The following is a 22,920-nucleotide window of genomic DNA, read 5'->3' on the forward strand; positions in this document are numbered from 1 at the left end:
CATGGGCACAGAAAGCACTCCCGCGCTCGTGAAGGGCGCGGCGGGCGTGGACGCTGTGCAGACCGACGGCCCGGCTCCGGCCGGGCCGTCGGCCCGCAGTCCGCGCGCGCGCAGCACGACCGCGTATCTCCGCTATGCGGCGGGCAAGCTGGCCGGTGCGGCCGTCTCGCTGTTCGCCGTGCTCGTCACCAGTTTCTTCCTGTTCCGTCTGATCCCCGGCGACCCGGTCAAGCACATGACCGGCGGCCGGCAGGTGTCGAACGAGCAGATCGCCGCGATGCGCCGGGAATTCGGCCTGGACCTGCCGCTCTGGCAGCAGTTCACCGAGTACTGCGGCAAGGCCCTGACCGGGGACTTCGGTACGTCGTACCAGTTCCGCGCCCCCGTCATGGACAAGATCGCCGAGGCGCTGCCCGCGACGCTGCTGCTCACCGGCACCGCGTTCGTGATCTACACGGCGATCGGCATCTGGCTGGGCGCCAGGTCCGCCTGGCGCAACGGCTCGGCGGGCGACCGCTTCCACACCGCCTTCGCGCTGACCCTGTACTCGGTGCCCTCGTTCTGGCTCGGGCTGCTCCTGATCATCACCCTGTCGGTCGGCATCGGGCCCATCCCCGGTCTCTTCCCGACCGGCGGCATGGAGTCCGGCAGCGAGAGCGGCTTCGCCTATGTCCTCGACGTGGCCCACCACCTCGTGCTGCCGGTCATCACCCTCGTCGCCGTCGAGTACGCGCGCACCCTGCTGGTGATGCGCTCCTCGCTGCTCGACGAGATGGGCAGCGACTATCTGACGACGGCCCGCGCGAAGGGGCTCCGCGACGACCTCGTACGCCGCCGGCACGCCGTCCCGAACGCGATGCTGCCGACGGTGACGCTGCTCTTCGTCAACCTGGGCAACACGGTGGCCGGTGCCATCCTGGTGGAGACGGTGTTCTCCTGGCCCGGCCTGGGCGGACTCTTCTACCAGGCGCTGAGCGTGCCCGACCTGCCGCTGGTGCAGGCGCTGTTCTTCATCTTCGCCGCCGCGGTGATCCTGATGAACACGCTCGCCGATGTGATCTATCCGCTCCTCGATCCCCGGGTGGGCCGATGACGACCTCGACCGACGCCGCGCCGGCCATCGGCCCGCGCGCGCTCGCCTGGACCCGCCGGCGCCAGGCGGCGGCCCGCTTCTGGCGGCAGTACCGGAGCCACCGGGCGGGCCTGGCCGGCCTGGCCGTGCTCGCGCTGATCGCCCTGACCGCGGTTACGGCCCCGCTGCTGGTCGGGGCGGACTCGCAGAGCGTCACCGACGCGCCGGGCGGCGCGCTGGAGTCGCCGAGCGCCGAGTTCCCCCTCGGCACCGACCAGTTCGGACGCAGCCTGCTCGCCCTCCTGGTGTGGGGGACGCGGGTGTCGCTGACCGTCGGCCTGCTCGCCGCCTTCCTCTCGGTGGCCATCGGGACGCTGGTGGGCATCACGGCCGGTCACTTCAAGGGCTGGTACGGCAACATCGTCATGCGGATCACGGACTGGTTCCTCGTGATGCCGACACTGGTGCTGGCCATCGCGCTCGCCACCGTGCTCTCGCGGTCCCTCTGGACGACGGTCCTCGCCATCGGCGTGACGACCTGGCCGACGACCGCGCGGCTCGTGCGGGCGCAGACGCTGTCCGTGGAGTCCCGTCCGTACATCGAGCGCTCCAAGGCGCTCGGGGGCGGACACGGCCACATCATGTCCCGCCATGTGCTGCCCAATGTCATGCCGCTGGTGCTCGCACAGACCACGCTGGTGATCTCCACCGCCATCCTCACCGAGGCGACCCTCGCCTTCCTCGGGCTCGGCGATCCCACGATCGTCTCCTGGGGCGGGCTGCTCCAGGACGCCCGTGAGGCCGGAGCGGTCAGCTCCGGCAACTGGTGGTACCTCGCTCCGCCCGGCCTCGCCATCGCGGTCGTCGCCCTCGCGTTCACGCTGTGCGGCCGCACCATCGAGTCCGTGCTCAACCCCAAGCTGGGGGTGTCCCGTTGACCGCCGTGAAGACCGAGAGCGTTACGGAACCGGAGACCGGGCAGCCGCTGCTCGACGTCCGGAACCTGCATGTCACCTACGGCTCCGGGGCCTCGGCCGTCCCCGCCGTACGGGGAGTCGACCTGCGGGTCGAGGCGGGCCAGAAGCTGGGCATCGCCGGGGAGTCCGGGTGCGGGAAGTCGACGTTGGCACTCGCCCTGCTGAGGCTGCTGCCCGCCACCGCGACCGTGAGCGGCGAGATCCTGCTGGACGGAGAGGACATCCTCACCATGAAGTGGGGGCGGCTGCGCGCCGTGCGCTGGGCGGGGGCGTCGATCGTCTTCCAGGGCGCGATGCACTCGCTGAACGCCGTGCACCGCATCGGGGACCAGATCGCCGAACCGATCCTGCTGCACGGCAGGGGAACCCCGGCGGCGGCCCGCAGGCGCGCGGGTGAGCTGCTGGAACAGGTGGGGCTTCCGGCCGCACGCGCGGCCGCCTATCCGCACGAGCTGTCCGGCGGTCAGCGCCAGCGCGTGATGATCGCGATGGCGCTGGCCTGCGACCCGCGGCTGATCATCGCCGACGAGCCCACCACGGCCCTCGACGTGATGATCCAGGCGCAGATCCTGCGGCTGATCGAACAGCTCGTCAGCGACCAGGACCTCGGTCTGATCATGATCAGCCACGATCTGGCGGTGCTCTCCGACACCTGCGACCGGCTGTCGGTGATGTACGCGGGCCGGGTCGTCGAGGAGGGACCGGCCAAGAAGGTCTACGAGAACGCCCGTCACCCCTACAGCAGTGCCCTGTCGGCCGCCTTCCCGCGGATCGGCGACCTCTCGTCGCGGCACGCGCCCCGCGGCCTGCCGGGAGATCCCCCGGACCCGTCGGCTCTGTCCTCCGGCTGTACGTTCCATCCGCGCTGCGCAGCCGCGCTGGACTCCTGTGCCACCGAGGACCAGGAGCTGCGGCCGGCCGGCCCGTCCCGGCGGGCGGCCTGTGTGCTGGTGGAGCCGGAAGCCACCGCGACGCCCGGTCCGCACGGCGGTACCGAGGAAGCAAGGAGCACCTCATGACGACCACTCCCCCGGCTCCCCTGCTCAGCGCCCAGGCGCTGAAGGTCGCGTTCCCCGGGCGGCGCGGGGCGGCGACCGCGCGGGCGGTCGACGGGGTGGACCTCGACATCCGTCCCGGCGAGATCGTCGCCCTGGTCGGCGAATCGGGCTGCGGGAAGACGACACTGGCCCGGTCCCTGCTCGGCCTGGTGCCGCCCACGGCCGGCCGGGTCACGTTCGGCGGCGAGCCCCTCGACTACGCGGGCCGGGCGCTCAAGGCGTACCGCAAGCGGGTGCAGCTGGTGCTCCAGGACCCCAGCGGCTCGCTCAACCCCCGCCACACGGTGTACGACGCGGTGGCGGAGGGCCTGCGCATCCACGGCTACGCGGGCGACGAGCGGGAGGCCGTGTGCGGGGCACTGTCGCGGGCGGGACTGCGGCCCCCGGAGCGGTTCTTCCTGCGCTATCCGCACGAGCTGTCCGGCGGTCAGCGCCAGCGCGTCGTGATCGCGGGCGCACTGGTCCTGGAGCCGGAGCTGATCGTCGCGGACGAGCCCGTGGCCTCGCTGGACGCCTCCGTACGCGGCGAGATCCTCGCGCTCCTGCTGCGGCTGCGGGACGAACTGGGCCTCTCCGCACTGGTGGTGACGCATGATCTGGGGCTGGCGTGGAACATCGCGGACCGGGTGGCGGTGATGTATCTCGGCCGGATCGTGGAGACGGGGGACGTCGAGCAGATCCTCACGGCTCCCCGGCACCCGTACACCCAGGCGCTGCTGTCGGTGCTGCCGGAGGCGGACGGTGAGCCGGTGCTGCTGACGGGCGAACCGCCGGACCCCTCGAAGGTCCCGTCCGGCTGCCGATTCCACGCCCGGTGCCAGATCCTCGCCTCGGGCGAGGCGGAGCGTGCCGGAGTCGCGGACGCGTGCCGCACGAAGGATCTGCCGGTGCTGGAGGGAGACGGCCGCACCCAGGTGGCCTGCCACTGGGCGGCCGCGGGGGCGGGCGTCTCCTAGGCGCCGCCGCTGTCGTGATGGATCGCGCCGGCCAGTTCCCCGAGGGGGCGGCCGGTGCCGCCCCAGCGGTGCTGGATGATCTCGGCGGCGATGGAGACGGCCGTCTCCTCGGGCGTACGGGCTCCGAGGTCGAGGCCGACGGGTGAGGCGAGGCGGGTCAGTTCCGCCTCGCCCACCCCCGCCTCCCGCAGCCGGGCGATCCGGTCGGCGTGGGTGCGGCGGCTGCCCATCACACCGATGTACGCGGCCGGTGTGCGCAGCGCGGCGGCGAGCAGGGGCACGTCGAACTTCGGGTCGTGGGTGAGGACGCAGACGACGGTGCGCGCGTCCACCGGGGTCGACTCCAGGTAGGTGTGCGGCCAGGCGCAGACGACCTCTTCCGCCGTCGGGAAGCGCTCCCGGGTGGCGAAGGCGGGGCGGGCGTCGCACACCGTCACCCGGTAGCCGAGGAAGGACCCGATCCTCGCGGTGGCCGCCGCGTGGTCGATGGCCCCGAACACGAGCATGCGGGGCGCGGGGGCGTACGTCTGGACGAGGACGGTGACGTCCTGCATCCGGCGCTCGCCGTGGGCGCCGTACCGGACGCTGCCCGTGGCTCCCTGGGCGAGCAGCCCGCGCGCGTCGTCGGTGACGGCGGCGTCGAGACCTTCGTCGCCGAGCGAACCGCTGACACGGCCGGTCAGGACCACCCGGCGGGCGCCGGGCCGCGCCGCTCCGGACACCACGGTGGCGAGCGCGACGGGTTCTCCCGCGGCGACGGTGTCGACGAGTTCCCGCAGTCCGTCCCGGTCGGCCGCCGTGACGAAGGGCTGCACCAGGACGTCGATCGTGCCGCCGCAGGTCAGCCCGACGCCGAAGGCCTCGTCGTCGCTGATGCCGTAGGTCCGCAGCTCCGTACGGCCGGTGGTGAGCGTCTCGGTGGCGACCTCGTACACATCGCTCTCCACGCACCCGCCGGAGACGCTGCCCGCCACCGCGCCCGTCGCGGACACCGCCATGAGGGCGCCGGGGGCCCGTGGCGCGCTGCCCCGCACCGCGACGACCGTGGCCAGGGCGAAGGGCGTACCGGCTGTGTGCCAGTCACGCAGTTCCGACAGCAGTTCACGCATGGGCGGAGGTCCTCCCGGGCTCGACGGGCCCCTTTCCCCGACCATGCCCCGGTGCCGGCGTGCGCACCACAGGAAGGCGTCAGGCCCGCTCGTACGCCGCGATCAGCTCACTGGAACGCTTCACGTCGGCTGCCATCGCGACGAGCAGGTCGTCGATCGAGTCGAACTTCAGCATGCCGCGCACGTAGGCCAGGAAGTCCACCGCGACGTGCAGCCCGTACAGGTCGAGGCCGACGCGGTCGATCGCGTACGCCTCGACGGTCCGCTCCGTGCCGTCGAACTGCGGGTTCGTGCCCACGGAGATCGCGGCGGGCATCGCCTCGCCGTTCACCGTGAGCCAGCCGGCGTAGACACCGTCGGCGGGGATCGCGGTGTGCGGCAGGGTCTCCACGTTCGCCGTGGGGAAGCCGAGCTCGCGGCCCCGCTGGGCGCCGCGCACCACGACGCCCTCGACGCGGTGCGGGCGGCCGAGGATCTCCGCGGCCCCTGCCACGTCGCCCTCGGCGATCAGGCGGCGGGTGAGCGTGGAGGAGAACGGCTCGCCGCCGCCCGCGTCACCGCACACGTAGAGGTCGATGACCTCGACCTGGAAGTCGTACGTCGGACCGAGCTCGGCGAGGAAGGTGACGTCGCCCGCCGCCCGGTGTCCGAAGCGGAAGTTGGGGCCCTCGATGACCAGCTTCGCGTGCAGCTTGTCGACGAGCACCTTCACGACGAAGTCCGCCGGCGAGAGCTTGGAGAACTCGGAGGTGAAAGGCAGGATCAGCACCGCGTCCACCCCCAGTCCGGCCATGAGCTCGGCACGCCGCTGGTGCGGTGCGAGCAGCGGCGGGTGCGTGCCGGGGCGGACGACCTCGCTGGGGTGCGGGTCGAAGGTGACGACGACGGAGGGCACACCGAGCTCGCGCGCCCGCTCCACGGCACGGCCGATGATCAGCTGGTGTCCGCGGTGCACCCCGTCGTAGGAGCCGATGGTGACGACACTGCGCCCCCAGCCCTCAGGGATGTCCTCCAAGCCACGCCAGCAGTGCACTCTGACCGCTCCTCGCCCGAACCTGTGTACGTGTGTATGTCCATTACGCAGGTCTAAGACTGCCATGCTCACGTCCCGCGGCCTGCATCGGCATAGGGATCCCGGGCCGCGAACCGTCCAGTGCCTCCATCGTGCGCCGGGCGGCGGGGCCCACGACGGCGGCCCACTCCTGCGGGGCGTCCGCCAGCCAGCGGCCGACGAGGTCGGCGAATCCGGGAACGTCCCGAGCGAGTTCGACCAGGCCGCGGTCGAAGCGGGCCGCGCCCTCGGGCGTCCGTACGAGGAGCATGCCGGTGCGGTGCACCAGAGCCCGTGTGCGGGCCTCGGGGCGGCGGCCGGAGCCGGCCGCCGCCGCCCTCAGCAGGGCGTCGAGGACCTCCGGGTCCCTCCCCTTCTCCTGTTCGAACTCCAGCAGGACCTCCAGCAGCTCCGCCCGCAGCGGCCTCGACGCGGCACTGCCTGTGGCGGCGAGTACCCGGGCCAGCGCGGCGCGCACGGACGGGGGTGCGGGGCGGTCCCGCAGCAGCCCGGTCATCAGGGGCAGCAGGAGCGCCCGGGAGGCAGGACCGTGCTCCAGCCGGAGATCCACATAGGCGGCGGCCTGCGCCCCGGAGTCCTCGCCGTCGCCACGGCTGTCGATGTAACGGCGTACGAGACCCGGGGCGTGCAGCGCCAGGGCCGGGGTGTCCAGGGCGGCCAGCTCCCGCAGGACACCGTCGGCGGCCTCCCCGGGCAGCGAGAGGCGGGCGCGCAGCGCGGCCAGCACCGGCTCGGGGTGCTCGGGGAACACCTCCGTGAGCAGGCTCACCGGCAGCCGGGGGTCGCCGGCGGCGAAGATCCTCAGGGCTTGCGGCAGGTACCGGCCCCCCGTGCCCGGGTCCCGCACGAGGACGGTGAGCGCCTGGGCGTGCAGGGGTGTGTCGTCCGGCCGGGCCAGCAGGGTGAGCGCCGCCCCGCGCAGCAGGGCGCGGTCGGAGGCGCTCAGGGCACGGGCGGCGGTGAGCGTGGCGTGGACCGCCGCGGCGGCGCGCCGCTCGGGCCGCTCCTCGTCGCGCGCCCACCGGTCGACGGCCCGGCAGAGGGCGGTCGGCTCGTCCTCGGCGAGAGTGGTGAGCAGTTCCGCGGCGCGCGGGTGGTGGGTGTCGACGAGCGCCTCGGTCAGGTCGTCGACGGCGAGGTCCCGGCGGGCGTACAGGAGCGCCTGCGCGGCGGCGGCCACGGTGAGCCGCATCGGCAGGCCCTCCTCGGCGGGCAGGGGGCTCTCGTCGGTGAACCAGCGGCACAGCAGCGCCTGCACGGTCCGGGGGTGGGCGGCCAGGCGCCGGGAGACGGCGTCCAGATACCGTTCGCCGCCGTCCGTGCGGGGGGCGCCGTCGGCGGGCAGGAGACGGCGCAGGAGATCGATCCGGTCTGCCTCGGGCAGCCGGATCCGGCGCCAGAACCACGGCCCGAATTCCGCGTAGGGCCCGAGCGCGGCGGGGCCGCCGCCGGACAGGGAGCGCCGGGTGATCCGTCCGGCGAGCACCCGCAGCACGCCGAGGCAGGGCCGGGCGTCGGGGACCCTGAGCAGGCTCTCACGGAGCAGGTGCGCGGCCCACCAGGCGGCGTCGGTGAGCCGCTCCTGCGCTCCCGGGCCGGACGGCAGGCGGTCCATCGCCTCGATCAGGTCGGCCATGCGGTGGGCCAGGGCCGCGTGCCCCTGCCGCCGCTCCAGCAGGAGCATCGCCTGGAGCACGGGGCCGATGCGATGGCGCGGCACAGGGAGGTTGTGGGGTTCCGCCGGGTCCTGCGGGGCGGGCGCGGGTTCTGTGGAGGCCCCGTCCGCGTGCCAGCGGTGGACCAGCGAGTGCAGCGCCGCGTCGAGGTCGAGGTGCGCGCCCTGCACCCAGTCGCCCAGCTCCTCGTGGGCGAAGCGGTATCCCGCGCCCGCCGGGACCAGCAGGCCCTCGGTGAGTACGGCCGAGGCCCAGCCCGTGCGCCAGGGGAAGATCTCCTCGAACGCCTCCCGGTCCAGCTCGCCCTGGCCCGGCCCGAGGCAGCGCCTGGCCGCCTCGTGGACCTGGCCGGCCACCTTCGCCGCCAGTCTGCGGACCGCCGTGCCCCTGAGCCGGGGCTCGGTCTGAGCCCCGATCCGGACGGCGATCCGGACGCAGGCGAGGTCCAGATGGGAAGCGAAGACCTCCTCCGTGCCGGGCCTGCCGGGCACGTCGGGGGGCAGTGCCGCCCGCACCTCGGCGAGCAGGCGCAGCGTGAGCGGATGCCGGTCGTGGCCGGGTGCGATGGTGCCGGGCGCGATGCCGTACCGCTCCGCCGCCCGCTCGGCCTGTTCCGCCGTGAGGTCGCCGAGCCGGACTGCGGGCGGCAGGCCTCCGGCGGGCCGCTCCGGGCGGTGCAGTGTTCCCGGGGGGTACAGCGCGCCGGCGGTCTCCCAGTGCTCGGGGCGGCAGGCGACGACCATCCGCACCTCGTGGGCCTGCAGCCACTCGGCCGTCGCCACGGCCCACCCGGCGAGCCGGTGGGCCAGCAGGGGCGGCATCTCCTCCGGGCCGTCCACGACGACCAGGAGCGGGTTCCCGGAGGCCGCGGCGAGGCGGGCCACCCGCTCGGGGGTGGCCGCCTCCATGTCGCCCCTGGCCCCGGCAGCGGTGATGATCCTTCCGGAGCGCTGCAGCGCCCTGGTCATGGCGTCGGTGACCGAGGTGTCGTCGGCCAGCAGATCGGCTCCGCGCAGCCAGAGCGTCAGTGCGGGCACGGCCCCCCGGGCGCGTCGGTCGGCCAGGGCGGCGAGCTCCGTGGTGCGGCCGGTCCCGGGGGCGCCGACCATGCCCAGCACGGGTCCCGTGCCGGTCTCGAAGGCGGTGAACTCCGCGCTGATGTCGGGGCGTTCGACAGCCTCCGTGCCGCAGGGCCGGCTGTCCGCGTGGCCGAGCGAGGTGGCGGTCAGCTGCAGCGCCCCCGCGAGGTTGAGGTCGCGGCCGTACCCCGGAACGCTGTTCGCGTTGCGCCGGAGCACCTCGGCCAGCGGTGCCGGGGCGTCCTGGGGAGCCAGCGGCACCGCGAGCCCGGCGGTCTCGCGCCCGGCGCTCAGCGCCGTCGAGAGCACGCCGAGGACGGCACCGGTGCGCGGGTCCGTCACGGGCCCGCCGACGGCGGCGCCGCCGGACCGCAGGGCGTCGCGCCCGTCCGTACCGAGGGCGAGCTCCAGCGCGTCGGTCACGGGGTGGTCGCGTCCGCCCTCGGAGTACGTCGCGGGGGCCGTCCCGAGCACCCGTGCCTCGCGCCAGCCGTGGGCGGCGATCCGCACATAGGTGCCCGTCCCGATCTGCTCCCGTACGGCGATGGGGAGCGGCTCCACCCCGAGGGTCCCGGGGCCGCCGGTGCGCAGCAGCGCGAGGCCGAGAGCGGGCAGCTCGGTGATGTCGTCGGGGCCGACGGGGCAGCTGAGGCCGTCGGCGGAGTGCAGCGTCAGGGGCACGGATCGTGCGACGGCCTGATGGCTGGTGACGACTGTGCCCCGGTCGTCCGCGACGAATCCGGTCCCCCGCGGCCGGCCGGCCTGATCGCAGATCTTCACAAGTTTCGACCGGTCCCCGCTGCCCATGGTCCGACGGTAGGTCCCAGATGATCGCCACCGGAAACGCGCGGGGCGAAAGCGCCCCCCTCGCACCCCCCGGTCACTCCGAGCGCCCGTCCATTGGGGTGAATCAGCGGGTTCCTGTGGACAGGGATGGTCGCGGGAGGGGGATCGTGGAGCGGGCATGCACCGGGGGCTGCCCGCTCCACGACCGGCCGAACCCATGGGGAGCCCGCGTGACCTCCTCGTACGGGGACGTCAGGCGAAGACGGCGAGGCTCTTGGCCTTGCCCTTCTGCTCCTCGACGAGCACGAGGAACGCCCCGTCGGGCCCGAAGACCCCGACCGGCCCCGGCGGATACGACGGCATGTCCAGCCGTACGCCGTTGAGCAGCAGCTTGGCGCGCTTCTCGTCCACATCCCAGCGCGGGAAGGCCGATGCGGCGGCCTCGGCCACCGGCATCACGGTCAGCTCCTGCTGGTGCTGGTCGAGGGTGCGCGCCGCGTCGAGGCCGTACGGTCCGACGCGGGTGCGCCGCAGCGCGGTCAGGTGCCCGCCCACGCCGAGCCCGGCGCCGAGGTCGCGGGCGAGGGCGCGGATGTACGTGCCCGACGAGCAGACGACGGAGACGACCAGGTCGACGACCGGGGTGCCGTCCTCCGCGACGGCCTCACGGACGTCGTAAACACGGAAGGACGAGATGGTCACCGGGCGGGCGGGGATCTCGAACTCCTCGCCACCGCGCACCCGGGCGTATGACCGCTTGCCGTCGATCTTGATGGCGCTGACCTTGGACGGCACCTGCATGATCGCGCCGGTCAGTGCGGCGACCCCGGCGTCGATGCCCTCGCGGGTCACTCCCGAGGCATCGGTGGACGAGGTGATCTCGCCCTCCGCGTCGTCGGTGACGGTGTCCTGGCCGAGCCGGATCGTCCCCAGGTACTCCTTCTCGGTCAGTGCGAGATGCCCGAGCAGCTTGGTGGCTCTCTCGACACCCAGTACGAGGACGCCGGTCGCCATGGGGTCCAGCGTGCCGGCGTGGCCGACCCGCCGGGTCCGGGCGATGCCGCGCATCTTGGCCACGACGTCGTGCGAAGTGAAGCCGGACGGCTTGTCGACGATGACAAGGCCGTCCGGCGTTTTGTTCTGCGTCATGCGGAAGGTGAGCCCTCGTCGTTCTCGTCCTCGTCCTCCGGCTTGCGGTACGGGTCCGCGTCTCCGGCGTACCTGGCGCCGGAGGACGCCTCACGGACCTTGGCGTCCGAGGCACGTGCCCGGTCGAGCAGGTCCTCGATCGCCTTGGCGTTGTCCGGCAGGGCGTCGGCCACGAAGGCCAGCGTCGGGGTGAACTTCGTCCCCGCCGCCGCACCGACCGCCGAGCGCAGGATGCCCTTGGCGCTCTCCAGACCGGCGGCCGCGCTGGCCCGCTCCTCGTCGTCGCCGTAGACCGTGTAGAAGACCGTGGCCTCCCGCAGGTCGCCGGTGACACGGGTGTCCGTGATGGTCACGTGCGTACCCAGACGCGGGTCCTTGATACCGCGCTGCAGTTTCTCGGCGACCACCACCTGGATGAGGTCCGCCAGCTTCTTTGCCCGCGCGTTGTCGGCCACTGGTCCTTCTCCTTCTTGAACGTGCTCAGTCTTCTTCGTCGTTGTGCAGCCGCCGTCGTACGGACAGCAGCTCCACCTCCGGCCGGCCTGCGATCATGCGCTCGCACCGGTCGAGTACGTCTGTGAGGTGCCCGGTGTCCCCGGAGACCACGGCAAGACCGATCTGGGCCCTGCGGTAGAGATCCTGGCCGCCCGTCTCCGCGACGCTCACCGCGAACTTGCGGTGGATCTCGGCGACGATCGGGCGGACGATGGAGCGTTTCTCCTTCAACGACCGTACGTCGCCGAGGAGCAGATCGAAGGACAGTGTCCCCACATACATGTATGTCCGGATGTCCCGCCGGTTCGGGTTCGGGGTCCGGGGTCGTCCCCCGGACTGGCACAGCCACGCCCCGCCTTCACCCGGCGGGGACATCCGAACCGTACACGGAACGGCCGGGGCCGATCGACGGAAATACGACCCGTCGACCGGCCCCGACCGTGCAGGAGAGCCCGGGGGTCACCCCCCGGGATTCCCCGTGGATCAGCCTCGCGGCTTCTCGCGCATCTCGTACGTCGCGATGACGTCGTCGATCTTGATGTCGTTGAAGTTTCCGAGGTTGATACCGCCCTCGAAGCCTTCGCGGATCTCGGTGACGTCGTCCTTGAAGCGGCGCAGACCGGAGATGTTGAGGTTCTCCGCGATGACCTTGCCATCGCGCAGCAGGCGCGCCTTGGTGTTGCGCTTGACCTCGCCGGAGCGGACCAGCACACCGGCGATGTTGCCCAGCTTGGACGAGCGGAAGATCTCGCGGATCTCCGCCGTACCGAGCTCCACCTCTTCGTACTCCGGCTTGAGCATGCCCTTGAGGGCCGCTTCGATCTCTTCGATCGCCTGGTAGATGACCGAGTAGTACCGGACGTCCACGCCCTCGCGCTCGGCCATCTGCTCGGCACGCCCTGCGGCGCGCACGTTGAAGCCGATCACGATGGCGTCGGAGCCGGTCGCCAGGTTGATGTCCGACTCGGTGACCGCACCCACACCGCGGTGCAGGACCCGGATGTCGACCTCTTCACCGACGTCGAGCTGGAGCAGCGAGGACTCGAGAGCCTCCACCGAACCGGACGCGTCGCCCTTGATGATGAGGTTGAGCTCCTGGACCAGACCGGCCTTGAGCGCCTCGTCCAGGTTCTCCAGGGAGAACCGGACACCCTTGCGGGCGAAGTTGGCGTTGCGCTCGCGGGCGGCCCGCTTCTCGGCGATCTGACGCGCCGTGCGGTCCTCGTCGACGACCAGGAAGTTGTCGCCGGCACCCGGGACGTTGGTGAGACCCAGGACCAGGACGGGGGTCGAGGGACCCGCTTCCTGGACGTTGTTGCCGTTGTCGTCGAGCATCGCCCGGACACGGCCGTACGCGTCGCCGACGACCATCGTGTCGCCGATGCGCAGCGTTCCGCGCTGGACGAGGACGGTCGAGACGGCACCGCGGCCGCGGTCGAGGTGGGACTCGATCGCAATACCCTGCGCGTCCTGCTCCGGGTTGGCCCGCAGGTCGAGCGAGGCGTCGGCGGTGAGGACGACGGCCTCCAGCAGTGCCTCGATGTTGAGGCTCTGCTTGGCGGAGATGTCGACGAACATCGTGTCGCCGCCGTACTCCTCGGCCACCAGACCGAACTCGGTGAGCTGACCGCGCACCTTGGTCGGGTCGGCACCCTCGACGTCGATCTTGTTGACCGCGACCACGATCGGCACCTCGGCCGCCTTGGCGTGGTTCAGCGCCTCGATCGTCTGGGGCATCACACCGTCGTTCGCCGCCACCACGAGGATCGCGATGTCGGTCGACTTCGCACCACGTGCACGCATGGCGGTGAACGCCTCGTGACCCGGGGTGTCGATGAAGGTGATACGGCGGTCCTCGCCGTTGACCTCGGAGGAGACCTGGTACGCACCGATGTGCTGCGTGATGCCGCCGGCCTCGCCCGCGACGACGTTCGTCTTGCGGATCGCGTCCAGCAGCCGGGTCTTACCGTGGTCGACGTGACCCATGACGGTCACGACCGGCGGGCGGGAGACCAGGGCCTCTTCGCCGCCCTCGTCCTCACCGAACTCGATGTCGAAGGACTCGAGCAGCTCGCGGTCCTCCTCCTCCGGGCTGACGATCTCGAGGACGTAGTTCATCTCGTCCGCGAGGAGCCTCAGCGTCTCGTCGGAGACGGACTGCGTGGCGGTGACCATCTCGCCGAGGTTCATCATCACGGCGACGAGCGACGCCGGGTTGGCGTTGATCTTCTCCGCGAAGTCGGTCAGGGACGCGCCGCGCGACAGCCGGACAGCCTGCCCGTTGCCGCGAGGCAGCATGACGCCGCCCACCGACGGGGCCTGCATGGCCTCGTACTCCTGGCGCCTCTGACGCTTCGACTTGCGGCCACGACGCGCGGGACCGCCGGGACGGCCGAACGCACCCTGTGTGCCACCACGGGCACCCGGGCCGCCGGGACGTCCACCGAATCCGGGACGACCGCCGAAGCCGCCGCCACCACCGGGACGGCCTGCGCCGCCGCCACCACCGGGACCGCCGGGACGGCCGGCGAAGCCGCCGCCACCGCCACCGGGACCGGCCGGACGGCCTGCGAAGCCGCCACCACCGGGACGACCGCCGCCGCCACCCGGGCGACCGCCGCCGGCACCACCGGGACCACGGCCACCGCCGGGGCCACCGCCGGGACGCGGGCCCGCAGCGGGACGCTGCGGCATCATGCCGGGGTTCGGACGGTTACCCGAGGGGGCACCGCCCGGACGGGGAGCCTGCGGACGGGGCATGCCGCCCGGAGAGGGTCGTGCGCCACCCTGGCCCTGGGGGCGCGGGGCGCCGCCGGGACCACCCTGGGGGCGCGGGGCGCCGGGGCGCTCCTGACCGCCGCCGGGGCGCGGGGCACCGCCGGGACGGGGCGCCTGGGGGCGCGCCATGCCGGTGGAACCGCCGGAGGTGAAGGGGTTGTTGCCCGGACGGGGACCGGCCGGACGGGCGCCGCCGGGGCGCGGGGCGCCCTGGCCTGCGGGACGCGCGGGGCGGTCTCCGCCACGCTCGCCACCACGGCCGCCGTCACGCTGACCACCGTCGCGGCCACCGTCACGCTGACCGCCGGCCGGAGCCGGACGGGCGGGACGGGGACCGGGGGTGGCACCCGCGGGACGCGGGGCCTGCTGCGGCGCGGCCGGCTGCTGGGCCGGAGCCGGTGCCGAGAACTCCGCGGCGGGCACCGGGGTGACCGGGGCGGGCTTCGGCGCGGGCTTGGGGCCCGGACGGGGGCCCGCAGACGGCGCGGAGGGCGCCGCGGGGGTGCTGCTCGCCGGAGTCTCCGCGGCGGCCGGCTTGGGGGCCGGGGCGCCGGGCTTCGGGGCAGCGGGACGTGCCGCAGCGGCCGGGGAGGGCGCTGCGGGCTTCGAGGGGGCGGCCTTGCGGGGCGCGCCAGGCTTTGCAGCGGACTTGCCGGCGTTGCCACCGGGACCCTGCAGTGCGTCAGTCAACTTGCGTACGACCGGCGCCTCGATCGTCGAGGACGCCGAACGGACGAATTCACCAAGTTCTTGGAGCTTGGCCATGACGACCTTGCTCTCAACCCCGAACTCCTTGGCGAGTTCGTATACCCGGACCTTAGCCACTTCGCTCCTTTTAGGTCCGGGTTACCGCCGGACCGTCGCTACTTCATGGGCGTACTCATCGCGTACTCATCGAGTGCTCATCGCAATCTCGACCTACTTCCAACTCGCGAGGTACCTGACCGCACGGGGACCCGTGCCGTTCACTTTCTTACGGTGTCACCCGCTCGACGAACCGCTGCAGTGCCGCGGAGTCGAACGGCCCCTTGGCCTTGAAGGCCCGGGGGAATGCCCGGCGGCGGACCGCCAGGTCGAGACAGACGGAGACGGGGTGTACATACGCACCCCGGCCGGGCAGCGTACCGCGTGGATCAGGGACGACTTCTCCCTCGTCCACCACGATGCGCAGCAGCTCGCTCTTGGCCGCTCGCTCCCGGCATCCCACACAGGTTCGCTCGGGGCAAGCGCGGGCGTGCGTCCGGCCAGACACGTCTAAGTCTACCTCCCCGCACCGACCTCACCCCTTGGGGGCAAAAATCGAACGGATGTTGTCGTGATCTCAGCGGCCTGGCGCCTCGATCTATTCCTTCGGAGACCCGTGCCGGGGCCCGTCCGGAGGCCCGGACGGGCCCCGGCACGGGTCCGTGGGTCAGCCGCGCTCGGAACGCTCCCGGGCGCGCTCGGCGCGCTCACGGTCCGCGACGTCGCGCTCCTCGTCGGTCTCGGTGTCCGGGCGGATGTCGATGCGCCAGCCGGTGAGACGGGCGGCCAGGCGGGCGTTCTGCCCCTCCTTGCCGATCGCCAGCGACAGCTGGTAGTCCGGCACGGTCACCCGGGCGGAGCGCGTCCCGAGGTCCACGACCTCGACCTTGCTCACCCGTGCGGGTGACAGCGCGTTGGCGACCATCTCGGCGGGGTCGTCCGACCAGTCCACGATGTCGATCTTCTCGCCGTGCAGCTCGGCCATGACGTTGCGCACACGGCTGCCCATCGGGCCGATGCAGGCGCCCTTCGGGTTGAGGCCTGCCCGGGTGGAACGTACGGCGATCTTGGTGCGGTGACCCGCCTCGCGGGCGATGGCCTCGATGACGACCGAGCCGTCCGCGATCTCCGGAACCTCCAGCGCGAAGAGCTTCTTCACCAGGTTCGGGTGGGTGCGCGAGAGCGTCACGGACGGGCCGCGCACACCCTTGGCCACCCGCACGACGTACGTACGGAGCCGCAGGCCGTGGGTGTACTCCTCGCCCGGGACCTGCTCCTGGACCGGCAGGATCGCTTCCAGCTTGCCGATGTCGACCAGGACGTTCTTCGGGTCCTTGCCCTGCTGGACCAGGCCCGTGACGACGTCGCCCTCGTGGCCCGCGTACTCCCCGAACGTCCTGTCGTCCTCGGCGTCGCGCAGCCGCTGCAGGATGACCTGCTTGGCGGTGGTCGCGGCGATACGGCCGAAACCGGACGGCGTGTCGTCGAACTCCTTGGGCTCCTGGCCCTCTTCGAGCTCGGCCGGGTCGTCCTTCGCCCACACCGTGACATGGCCGCCGGCGTCCAGTTCGACGCGCGCACGGCGGTGGCTGCCGTCGGTGCGGTGGTACGCGATGAGGAGGGCCGACTCGATCGCCCCGACGAGCACGTCGAAGGGGATCTCCTTGTCCTGCGCCAAGCCCTTCAGAAGCTTCACATCGATGTCCACGGCTACGCCTCCTCTTCCTTCTTGTCCTTGCGGTTGAATTCGATCTCCACGCGCGCCTTGACGATCTCGTCGAAGGTGACACGGCGCGACGTGGGCTTGCGGCCCTTGACGCCCGGTACTTCCAGATCGAGTCCCTCGTCGTCCACCCCGAGGATGCGCGCCACCAGCTCGCCGCCCTCACTCAGGGTGAGCCTGGCAAGCCGGCCGGTGGCGCGTACGTAGTGGCGGTGCTCGGTCAACGGGCGGTCGGCGCCCGGAGAGCTCACTTCGAGGACGTACTCGCCCTCACCCATGGCGTCGGTCTCGTCCAGCTTCTGGGAGATGCCGCGGCTGAGTTCCGCGCAGGTGTCGAGCTCCACGCCGTCCTCGGAATCCACGATGACCCGCAGCACCCGGCGGCGGCCCGCCTGGGACACCTCGATCTCCTCGAGGTCGAGCTCCTTGGCGCTGACGAGTGTCTCCAGCAGTTCGCGCAGCCTGTCGCTCTGGGTGGTGCTCATCCGGGTGACTCCTCGGCCGCGTGTGCTGTTGTGGGGATCGTCGCGTGTCAGGTCAAAGGGTATCCGGTCCGCAGGGGTGTTGCCGTCCGCCTCCCGTCCGGCCGCGGGTACGCTCACGTCCGGTGATCACTTCAGGTCAGAAACTGTCAAAAACCAGGCTGAAGGAGACAAGTGCACCGCACGGGGACGACGCGCAGGAGTGCGCTCACCGCTACGGGAGCCCTGGCCCTGGGTGCGGTGCTGGCAGGCTGCGGGGACGGGGCGGAGACGCCGAGTGCTTCCGGGGGCGCGGACGCCAGGGCCGCCTCGCTCCGGGCGGGCACGGCGCTGCGTGCGTCGGCGGCCCGTGACAGTGCCTCGCTGCTCTCCCGTTACGAACAGCTCGCGGCCGCCCACCCGGTGACGGAACCCGGGCTCGCGCCGATGGGGGCCGCGGTGCGGGAGCACCTCACGGCCCTGGGCGGGCCGCCGAAGGCCGCGAGCGGCTCCCCCGCCCCCGCCCCGCCGGCGGCCGCCACCGACGCGCGTGCGGCCCTGAGGGAGCTGGCGGGCGAGGAGCGCAGGGTGGCCGACGTCCGTGCCGCGGCCCTGCTGACCGCCGAACCGGAACTGGCAAGGCTGCTGGCCTCGATCGCCGCGGCCGGCGCCGCCCACGCGTATCTGCTGACCGAACTGGCCAAGGAGCCCCCGGCATGAACGGCATGACACAGGAGGCCGGAACGGACGACACCGAGGGCGCGCTGCGTGCCGCACAGGCCGCACTCGCCGCCGAGCACGCCGCCGTGTACGGATACGGGGCGCTGGGCGGCCGGCTGGAGGACGGCCGCCGCACCGACGCCACGGCGGCCTGCGACGCCCACCGGGCCCGACGGGACGCGCTCACCCGCACGGTGCGCGACCTGGGCGGTACACCCGTGGCGGCGCACGCGGCGTACACGCTGCCCTTCGCGGTGCGGGACCCCGCGACCGCGACGCGGCTCGCCGCCGTGCTGGAGGACCGGGTGGCGGGCGTGTACTCCGATCTCGTACGGGCTGCCGGGGGGCCGCTGCGGCAGGACGCGGCGGGCGCGCTCCGGGAGGCCGCGGTGCGTGCGGTGCGCTGGCGCGGCACCGGCGTAGCCTTTCCTGGGCTCACCGAGAAGGCCGCCCCGCCGGAGAACACGGCGGAGGCAGGAGCCACGGGTGTCACGCACTGAGCAACTGAGCACGCTCTGAAAGGGAACAAGGCACGTATGGGTTTCGAACCGCCGCAGCGTCTGGTGCGAGCGCTCGGCGAGACGTACGGGGACGCGGCCGCCGCCGAGTGGCTCGGGCGGCTCCCCGCACTCACCGACGAGGCGCTGCCCGCGCACTCGGTCTCCTTCGACCGGGTCTGCGCCCCCGGCGGGCGGAGCGCTCTCGTCCTCCTGGTGCACCGGGGCGACGGCACGCCGGCCGTGCTGAAGATCGCGCCTCCCGGGGCCGCTCCCGCACAGGAGAGGGCCGCTCTCGCGCACTGGAGGGGCTGGGGGGCCGTCGAGCTCCTGACCGCTCCGGACGCGGCTGGGCCCGAGGACGCCCTCCTGCTGGAGCGGCTGCACCACGAGGTGTCCCTGCGCTCCCTGCCCGAGGCGAAGGCGCTGCTGGAGGCCGCGGGCACGGTGCGCCGGCTGTGGGTCGAGCCGCCGGCCGGCCACGCCTTCGAGACCGTCGAGGAGCGCACCGCCCGGCAGGTGGGACCCATGCGGGCCGCCGCCGCGCAGGACCCCGCGCTCGAACCGCTGGTCTCGGCGGCCCTCGCGGCCCGCGAGGAGCTGGTCCAGGACTCCCCGGAGGCCTTCCTGCTGCACGGCAACTTCCGGCAGAGCAAGGTCCTGGCCGGCGAACGAGCCCCGTGGCTGGCGGTCGGCCCCGAGCCGCTGACCGGGGAGCGTGCGTACGACCTGGCGCGGCTGGTGCGTGACCGGGTGGAGGACCTGATCGCCTCGCCCGGCGGTGCCGTGACGGCCCGCCGCAGGGTCAAGAAGCTCGCCGAATCACTGGAGGTCGACCAGGCGCGACTGCGCGGCTGGACGCTGTTCCGTGCCGTCGAGTCCGGCACGCGGGCGCTGGCGGCAGGACGCACGCAGGACGGCGAGATGTCACTGGAGTTCGCGGCCTGGCTGTAGCCGGCCGCACGCATGGGAGAGGGCCCCGCGCGGTGCGCGGGGCCCTCTCCGTCGGGGCCGGATCAGCCCTGGTCGGTCAGGCGGGCGATCGCCTCGTCGACGGTGAGCTCCTCGCGCTCGCCCGTGCGACGGTCCTTCAGCTCCAGGACGCCCTCGGCCGAACGGCGGCCGGCGACAAGGATCTTCGGGACGCCGATGAGCTCGGAGTCGGTGAACTTCACGCCCGGCGAGACACCGGGACGGTCGTCGACCAGGACGCGCAGGCCCGCGGCGTTGAGCTTCTCGGAGACGTCGAGGGCGAGCTCGGTCTGGAGCGCCTTGCCGGCGGCGACGACGTGCACGTCGGCCGGGGCGATCTCGCGGGGCCAGCACAGCCCCTTGTCGTCGGCGGTCTGCTCGGCCAGGGCGGCCACCGCGCGGGAGACGCCGATGCCGTACGAGCCCATCGTGACGCGGACCGGCTTGCCCTGCTGGCCGAGGACGTCGAGGGAGAAGATGTCGGCGTACTTGCGGCCGAGCTGGAAGATGTGGCCGATCTCGATGGCGCGGTCCACCTGGAGGCCGGTGCCGCACTTGGGGCAGGGGTCGCCCGCCTCGACGACGACGACGTCGAGGTGGTCGTCGACCTCGAAGTCGCGGCCCGCGACGACGTTCCTCGCGTGCTTGCCCTCCTTGTTGGCACCCGTGATCCAGGCGGTGCCGGCGGCGACGCGGGGGTCGGCGATGTAGCGGACCTTCTCCAGGCCCTGCGGGCCGACGTAACCGCGCACCAGGTCGGGGCGGCCCACGAAGTCCTCGGCGGTGACGAGCTCGACGACGGCGGGGGCGAGGTGCTCACCGAGCTTGCCGAGGTCGACCTCACGGTCGCCGGGCACACCCACGGCCACGATCTCGCCGTCGACCTTGACCAGGAGGTTCTTCAGGGTGGCGGAGGCCTCGACGCCGAGGTGGGCGGCGAGGGTCTCGATGGTCGGGGTGTCGGGGGTGTCCAGCTCCTCGACCGGGCCGGTCGCCGAGGCGTCGGCGGCGGTGGCCTTGAAGGTCACGGCCTCGGTGTTGGCGGCGTAGTCGCAGTTGGGGCAGTCGACGAAGGTGTCCTCGCCGGCGGGGGCGGGGGCGAGGAACTCCTCGGAGGCGGAGCCGCCCATGGCGCCGGAGACGGCGGAGACGATGCGGTGGTCGAGGCCGAGGCGCTCGAAGATCCGGATGTAGGCGGCGCGGTGCAGCTGGTACGCCTCGGCCAGGCCCTCGTCGGTGGTGTCGAAGGAGTACGAGTCCTTCATCTGGAACTCACGGCCGCGCAGCACGCCGGCGCGGGGGCGGGCTTCGTCGCGGTACTTGGTCTGGATCTGGTACAGGATCACGGGCAGGTCCTTGTAGGACGAGCACATGTCCTTGACGACCTGGGTGAAGATCTCCTCGTGGGTCGGGCCGAGGAGGTAGTCGGCGCCCTTGCGGTCCTTGAGCCGGAACAACAGGTCGCCGTACTCGTCGTAGCGGCCGCTCGCCTCGTACGCCTCCTTGGGCAGCAGCGCGGGGAGCAGGACCTCCTGGCCGCCGATGGCGTCCATCTCCTCGCGGACGACGCGGGTGATGTTCTCCAGGACCTTCTTGCCGAGCGGCAGCCAGGACCAGATGCCGGCCGCGGTGCGGCGCACGTAACCGGCGCGGACGAGGAGCTTGTGGTTGAGCGTCTCGGCGTCCGCCGGGTCGTCGCGCAGTGTCTTGATCATCAATCGGGACATGCGCTGGACCTGGGCCATGATGAACTCCTGCTCGGAAGGGTGGTGAGCCCGAGGTTAGCCGGGGGGCCCGCGCGGGCGGAAATCCATTCCTCGGACCGGCCGGCACATGGGGGGCGGTCGGCCCTAGCCGCGGAGCAGCGGAAGGGGCGCGCCCATCACCGCGTACGGCTTGGGCGCGCTGGGGAAGAGCACCTGCCGGGCCAGGTCCTGGTAGCCCAGGGCTCGGTAGAGGCCGCGGGCGGGGCTCTCGGTGTCGATCGCGGAGAGGATGGAACGGGGCAGGTCGACGGCGTCCGTGATGGTGGTGATCAGGCTCCGGCCGATGCCGCGCTGCTGGAACTCCGGGTGGACATGGAGCTCGGTGATCACGAACGAGTCGTCGAGCCAGCTCTCGGATCCGGTGGCGCGCAGATACGGTTCCACGACGGTGGACCACCAGTGCGTCCGGTCGTTCGGCAGCCCGTAGACGAATCCGACGAGCCGTCCGTCGGCGGCGGTGGCGCCGAGGGCGCGTGCCTGCGGATGGTCGAGGTGCCGCAGCACGATATGGCGGCGTACGTCGATCTCGTCCTGGGTGAGGCCGAAGGCGAGGGCCTGCACGGCGAGTGCCTCGTCGACGCGGTCGGCGAGGTCGAGCGGTCCGACCACGATGTCGGGGTTCCCGGAGCCCCGGGGGGACGTGGGGGTTGCTGCTGCCATGCGGGAACCCTACTGGCCGTACCGTCCGGTCAGAACAGCACGCTCATGAAGGCGCCCGTCTCGCGGAAGCCGACACGGCTGTAGGCCCTGCGCGCGGCGGTGTTGTAGTCGTTCACGTACAGGCTGACGACGGGGGCCACATCGCTGAGCGCGTAGCGCAGGACGGCTGCCATGCCCGTTTCGGAGAGACCCCGGCCGCGGGCCTCGGGGGCGACCCAGACGCCCTGGATCTGGCAGGCGCGGGGGGTGGCCGCGCCGATCTCCGCCTTGAAGAGGACCTTGCCGTCCTCTATGCGCGCGAAGGACCGGCGGGTGGTGATCAGTTCGGCGACCCGGGCCTGGTAGAGGAGCCCGCCGTCGCCGGCCAGCGGGGAGACGCCGACCTCCTCGGTGAACATGGCCACGCAGGCCGGCATGAGGACGTCCATCTCCTCCTTGCGGACCCTGCGCACGAGCGGGTCGGGCGCCACCTCGGCCGAGGGGCGGTCGGTCACCATGAGGGGCTGGTTGGGCCGGACCTCACGGGCGGGGCCCCAGCTCGGTTCGAGGAGGCGCCACAGCTGGGCCGTGGGGCCGGCCGGGCCGACGATCGAGGAGCAGCGGCGGCCGGCCCGCCGGGCACGGTCGGCGAAGGCCCTGACGGCCTCGGGGGTGGCGCAGATGGGCACGAGGTTGGCCCCGGAGTAGCAGAGCGAGCGCAGCCGGCCGTCGGCGTACCAACCCCACATCTCGCCGCCGAGACGCCATGGATCGAGCCCGGCGACCTGGACACGGGAGGTGACGAACGCGTTGTCCACGGGTTCGCTCTCGAGGATGGCGAGCGCGGCGGGGAGCTCGCCGGGGTCGAGGACCCGGGTAGTGGTCTGCGTCAACACTGGGGCCTCACCAAACGGTCTACTGATGTCCGCACTGTACCCAACAAGGCTGTGGGGTGCGCCCCAGGTGGGGAAGGCCGATGGGCGCAGGACATGGCTGTGCCCCGCAGGACACGGCCTGCGGGGCACGGAGGGACGGGAGGTCAGCCGGCGATGGAGACCTGGGGCTCGCCCGAGGCGATGCCGTCCTTCTCCATCTGCTCCGCGATCTTCATGGCTTCCTCGATGAGGGTCTCCACGATCTTCGACTCGGGGACGGTCTTGATGACCTCGCCCTTCACGAAGATCTGGCCCT

Annotated in this window: 20 protein-coding genes and 1 pseudogene; 7 read left to right on the forward strand and 14 right to left on the reverse strand. The window is 72.5% G+C overall.

Translation table 11 applies throughout. The features are described from left to right. The first annotated feature begins 1 nt into the window (after position 1). From ACIBCU_RS37355 to ACIBCU_RS37370, 4 genes are read left to right on the forward strand one after another with little or no spacing between them, the layout of a single operon-like run. The gene (locus tag ACIBCU_RS37355) at positions 2–1,093 is read left to right on the forward strand and encodes an ABC transporter permease (protein ID WP_362937829.1); all 1,092 of its coding nucleotides are present in this window, start codon (positions 2–4) and stop codon (positions 1,091–1,093) included. Further along, a complete protein-coding gene (locus ACIBCU_RS37360) occupies positions 1,090–2,010 on the forward strand; it encodes an ABC transporter permease (protein ID WP_399237019.1) in 921 nt (306 codons plus the stop codon). Before ACIBCU_RS37355 ends, ACIBCU_RS37360 begins: the two co-directional genes overlap by 4 nt. Continuing rightward, positions 2,007–3,068: an ABC transporter ATP-binding protein gene (locus tag ACIBCU_RS37365; RefSeq protein ID WP_399237021.1), complete on the forward strand. Its 1,062-nt coding sequence runs from the start codon at positions 2,007–2,009 to the stop codon at positions 3,066–3,068. Before ACIBCU_RS37360 ends, ACIBCU_RS37365 begins: the two co-directional genes overlap by 4 nt. Beyond that, on the forward strand, positions 3,065–4,063 hold the full coding sequence (locus tag ACIBCU_RS37370) for an oligopeptide/dipeptide ABC transporter ATP-binding protein (RefSeq protein ID WP_399237023.1): 999 nt from the start codon (positions 3,065–3,067) through the stop codon (positions 4,061–4,063). The genes ACIBCU_RS37365 and ACIBCU_RS37370 overlap by 4 nt, the downstream gene beginning before the upstream one ends. Here ACIBCU_RS37370 and ACIBCU_RS37375 read toward each other — a convergent pair. The 10 genes from ACIBCU_RS37375 to rimP form a co-directional block, all read right to left on the reverse strand. Next, entirely contained in the window at positions 4,060–5,172 is a 1,113-nt protein-coding gene (locus ACIBCU_RS37375) for an XdhC family protein (protein ID WP_362937817.1), read from the reverse strand. The two genes, ACIBCU_RS37370 and ACIBCU_RS37375, sit on opposite strands and share 4 nt — an antisense overlap. Before the next feature lie 79 nt (positions 5,173–5,251). Continuing rightward, positions 5,252–6,205 (reverse strand): bifunctional riboflavin kinase/FAD synthetase, encoded by a 954-nt coding sequence (locus ACIBCU_RS37380; RefSeq protein ID WP_362937814.1) that lies wholly within the window; start codon positions 6,203–6,205, stop codon positions 5,252–5,254. A 43-nt stretch (positions 6,206–6,248) separates the two neighbouring features. Continuing rightward, positions 6,249–9,806 (reverse strand): serine protease, encoded by a 3,558-nt coding sequence (locus ACIBCU_RS37385; RefSeq protein ID WP_399237026.1) that lies wholly within the window; start codon positions 9,804–9,806, stop codon positions 6,249–6,251. A gap of 231 nt (positions 9,807–10,037) precedes the next feature. After that, entirely contained in the window at positions 10,038–10,934 is an 897-nt protein-coding gene (truB, locus tag ACIBCU_RS37390) for a tRNA pseudouridine(55) synthase TruB (protein ID WP_104789493.1), read from the reverse strand. Beyond that, entirely contained in the window at positions 10,931–11,389 is a 459-nt protein-coding gene (rbfA, locus tag ACIBCU_RS37395) for a 30S ribosome-binding factor RbfA (protein WP_362937808.1), read from the reverse strand. Before rbfA ends, truB begins: the two co-directional genes overlap by 4 nt. Before the next feature lie 25 nt (positions 11,390–11,414). Beyond that, positions 11,415–11,711 carry a DUF503 domain-containing protein gene (locus ACIBCU_RS37400; protein WP_056792835.1) on the reverse strand — a complete coding sequence of 99 codons (297 nt, stop codon included), beginning with the start codon at positions 11,709–11,711 and terminating at the stop codon, positions 11,415–11,417. Positions 11,712–11,912: 201 nt separating this feature from the next. Next, entirely contained in the window at positions 11,913–15,032 is a 3,120-nt protein-coding gene (infB, locus tag ACIBCU_RS37405; protein ID WP_362937804.1) for a translation initiation factor IF-2, read from the reverse strand. A gap of 148 nt (positions 15,033–15,180) precedes the next feature. After that, positions 15,181–15,459 (reverse strand): YlxR family protein, encoded by a 279-nt coding sequence (locus ACIBCU_RS37410; RefSeq protein WP_329206847.1) that lies wholly within the window; start codon positions 15,457–15,459, stop codon positions 15,181–15,183. 159 nt (positions 15,460–15,618) lie between these two features. After that, positions 15,619–16,659: a transcription termination factor NusA gene (gene nusA, locus ACIBCU_RS37415; RefSeq protein WP_362937801.1), complete on the reverse strand. Its 1,041-nt coding sequence runs from the start codon at positions 16,657–16,659 to the stop codon at positions 15,619–15,621. 2 nt (positions 16,660–16,661) lie between these two features. After that, positions 16,662–17,159, reverse strand: a complete 498-nt coding sequence (rimP, locus tag ACIBCU_RS37420) for a ribosome maturation factor RimP (RefSeq protein ID WP_399237030.1) — start codon at positions 17,157–17,159, stop codon at positions 16,662–16,664. Positions 17,160–17,330: 171 nt separating this feature from the next. Between rimP and ACIBCU_RS37425 the strand changes: the two genes are divergently transcribed. Genes ACIBCU_RS37425 through ACIBCU_RS37435 form a run of 3 tightly spaced genes read left to right on the forward strand, consistent with a single transcriptional unit; the run spans position 17,331 to position 19,306 of the window. Next, positions 17,331–17,855, forward strand: coding sequence for a hypothetical protein (locus ACIBCU_RS37425; protein WP_399237032.1), 525 nt, complete (start codon positions 17,331–17,333; stop codon positions 17,853–17,855). 5 nt (positions 17,856–17,860) lie between these two features. Then, positions 17,861–18,355 carry a ferritin-like domain-containing protein gene (locus ACIBCU_RS37430; protein ID WP_399237041.1) on the forward strand — a complete coding sequence of 165 codons (495 nt, stop codon included), beginning with the start codon at positions 17,861–17,863 and terminating at the stop codon, positions 18,353–18,355. 36 nt (positions 18,356–18,391) lie between these two features. Further along, a complete protein-coding gene (locus ACIBCU_RS37435) occupies positions 18,392–19,306 on the forward strand; it encodes an aminoglycoside phosphotransferase family protein (protein ID WP_399237034.1) in 915 nt (304 codons plus the stop codon). A gap of 62 nt (positions 19,307–19,368) precedes the next feature. On the opposite strand, the gene ACIBCU_RS37440 is transcribed toward ACIBCU_RS37435, so the two are convergent. The 4 genes and pseudogenes from ACIBCU_RS37440 to ACIBCU_RS37455 all read right to left on the reverse strand — a co-directional run. Next, complete coding sequence (locus ACIBCU_RS37440) at positions 19,369–21,069, reverse strand: proline--tRNA ligase (protein WP_362937789.1); 1,701 nt, start codon at positions 21,067–21,069, stop codon at positions 19,369–19,371. A gap of 105 nt (positions 21,070–21,174) precedes the next feature. Then, positions 21,175–21,750, reverse strand: coding sequence for a GNAT family N-acetyltransferase (locus ACIBCU_RS37445; protein ID WP_362937786.1), 576 nt, complete (start codon positions 21,748–21,750; stop codon positions 21,175–21,177). A 29-nt stretch (positions 21,751–21,779) separates the two neighbouring features. Continuing rightward, entirely contained in the window at positions 21,780–22,625 is an 846-nt protein-coding gene (locus ACIBCU_RS37450; protein WP_399237038.1) for a GNAT family N-acetyltransferase, read from the reverse strand. Positions 22,626–22,768: 143 nt separating this feature from the next. Next, a pseudogene (locus tag ACIBCU_RS37455) lies at positions 22,769–22,920 on the reverse strand (4-hydroxy-3-methylbut-2-en-1-yl diphosphate synthase); the annotation flags it as partial.

This window comes from Streptomyces sp. NPDC051064, assembly GCF_044455985.1.
Lineage (GTDB): Bacteria > Actinomycetota > Actinomycetes > Streptomycetales > Streptomycetaceae > Streptomyces.

Bases quoted from the DNA above. Each gene is read 5' to 3' on its own strand.
- ACIBCU_RS37355 (WP_362937829.1), top strand. From the start codon at position 2: ATGGGCACAGAAAGCACTCCCGCGCTCGTGAAGGGCGCGGCGGGCGTG.
- ACIBCU_RS37360 (WP_399237019.1), top strand. From the start codon at position 1,090: ATGACGACCTCGACCGACGCCGCGCCGGCCATCGGCCCGCGCGCGCTC.
- ACIBCU_RS37370 (WP_399237023.1), top strand. From the start codon at position 3,065: ATGACGACCACTCCCCCGGCTCCCCTGCTCAGCGCCCAGGCGCTGAAG.
- ACIBCU_RS37375 (WP_362937817.1), bottom strand. From the start codon at position 5,172: ATGCGTGAACTGCTGTCGGAACTGCGTGACTGGCACACAGCCGGTACG.
- ACIBCU_RS37385 (WP_399237026.1), bottom strand. From the start codon at position 9,806: ATGGGCAGCGGGGACCGGTCGAAACTTGTGAAGATCTGCGATCAGGCC.
- truB (WP_104789493.1), bottom strand. From the start codon at position 10,934: ATGACGCAGAACAAAACGCCGGACGGCCTTGTCATCGTCGACAAGCCG.
- ACIBCU_RS37400 (WP_056792835.1), bottom strand. From the start codon at position 11,711: ATGTATGTGGGGACACTGTCCTTCGATCTGCTCCTCGGCGACGTACGG.
- rimP (WP_399237030.1), bottom strand. From the start codon at position 17,159: ATGAGCACCACCCAGAGCGACAGGCTGCGCGAACTGCTGGAGACACTC.
- ACIBCU_RS37430 (WP_399237041.1), top strand. From the start codon at position 17,861: ATGACACAGGAGGCCGGAACGGACGACACCGAGGGCGCGCTGCGTGCC.
- ACIBCU_RS37435 (WP_399237034.1), top strand. From the start codon at position 18,392: ATGGGTTTCGAACCGCCGCAGCGTCTGGTGCGAGCGCTCGGCGAGACG.
- ACIBCU_RS37440 (WP_362937789.1), bottom strand. From the start codon at position 21,069: ATGGCCCAGGTCCAGCGCATGTCCCGATTGATGATCAAGACACTGCGC.
- ACIBCU_RS37445 (WP_362937786.1), bottom strand. From the start codon at position 21,750: ATGGCAGCAGCAACCCCCACGTCCCCCCGGGGCTCCGGGAACCCCGAC.